This is a genomic window from Aquabacterium sp. A08 (genome assembly GCF_011742065.1).
In genome coordinates this window covers 1-378 of record NZ_JAAQQT010000479.1, presented here as the reverse complement: position 1 = coordinate 378, position 378 = coordinate 1, and the positions used below count along the sequence as shown (strand labels likewise).

General features: G+C 74.1%; 1 protein-coding gene. It reads left to right on the top strand.

Going from position 1 to position 378, the window contains the following annotated elements:
• Window positions 1–378 (top strand): response regulator (locus tag HA630_RS27300; RefSeq protein ID WP_166832239.1); only part of this gene is annotated, 378 nt, incomplete at both ends.

Below are 378 nucleotides of genomic sequence, written 5' to 3'. Positions count from 1 at the left end.
CCGTTCCGGGTGGCCCTGATCGACTGGCAGATGCCCGGCCTGGACGGGCTGGAAACCGCGCGCCGGGTGCCGGCGCTGGGCCTGCGCCAGCCGCCCCAGCTGGCGCTGGTCACCGCCTTCGGCCACGACGACGTGTACGCCCAGGCGCGCGAGGTGGGCATGCGCCACGTTCTGGTCAAGCCGGTCACCGCGTCGGTGCTGTTCGACACCTTGGTGGACGTGGTCAGCGCCCTGCCCAGCGGCCAGGCGCCCGCCCCGCAGCCCCAGCCGCACGGAGACCCCAGCGCACGGCTGGCCCAGCTGCGCGGCGCCCACGTGCTGCTGGTCGAGGACAACGACATCAACCAGCAGGTCGCCCGCGAGATGCTGCAGCAGGCC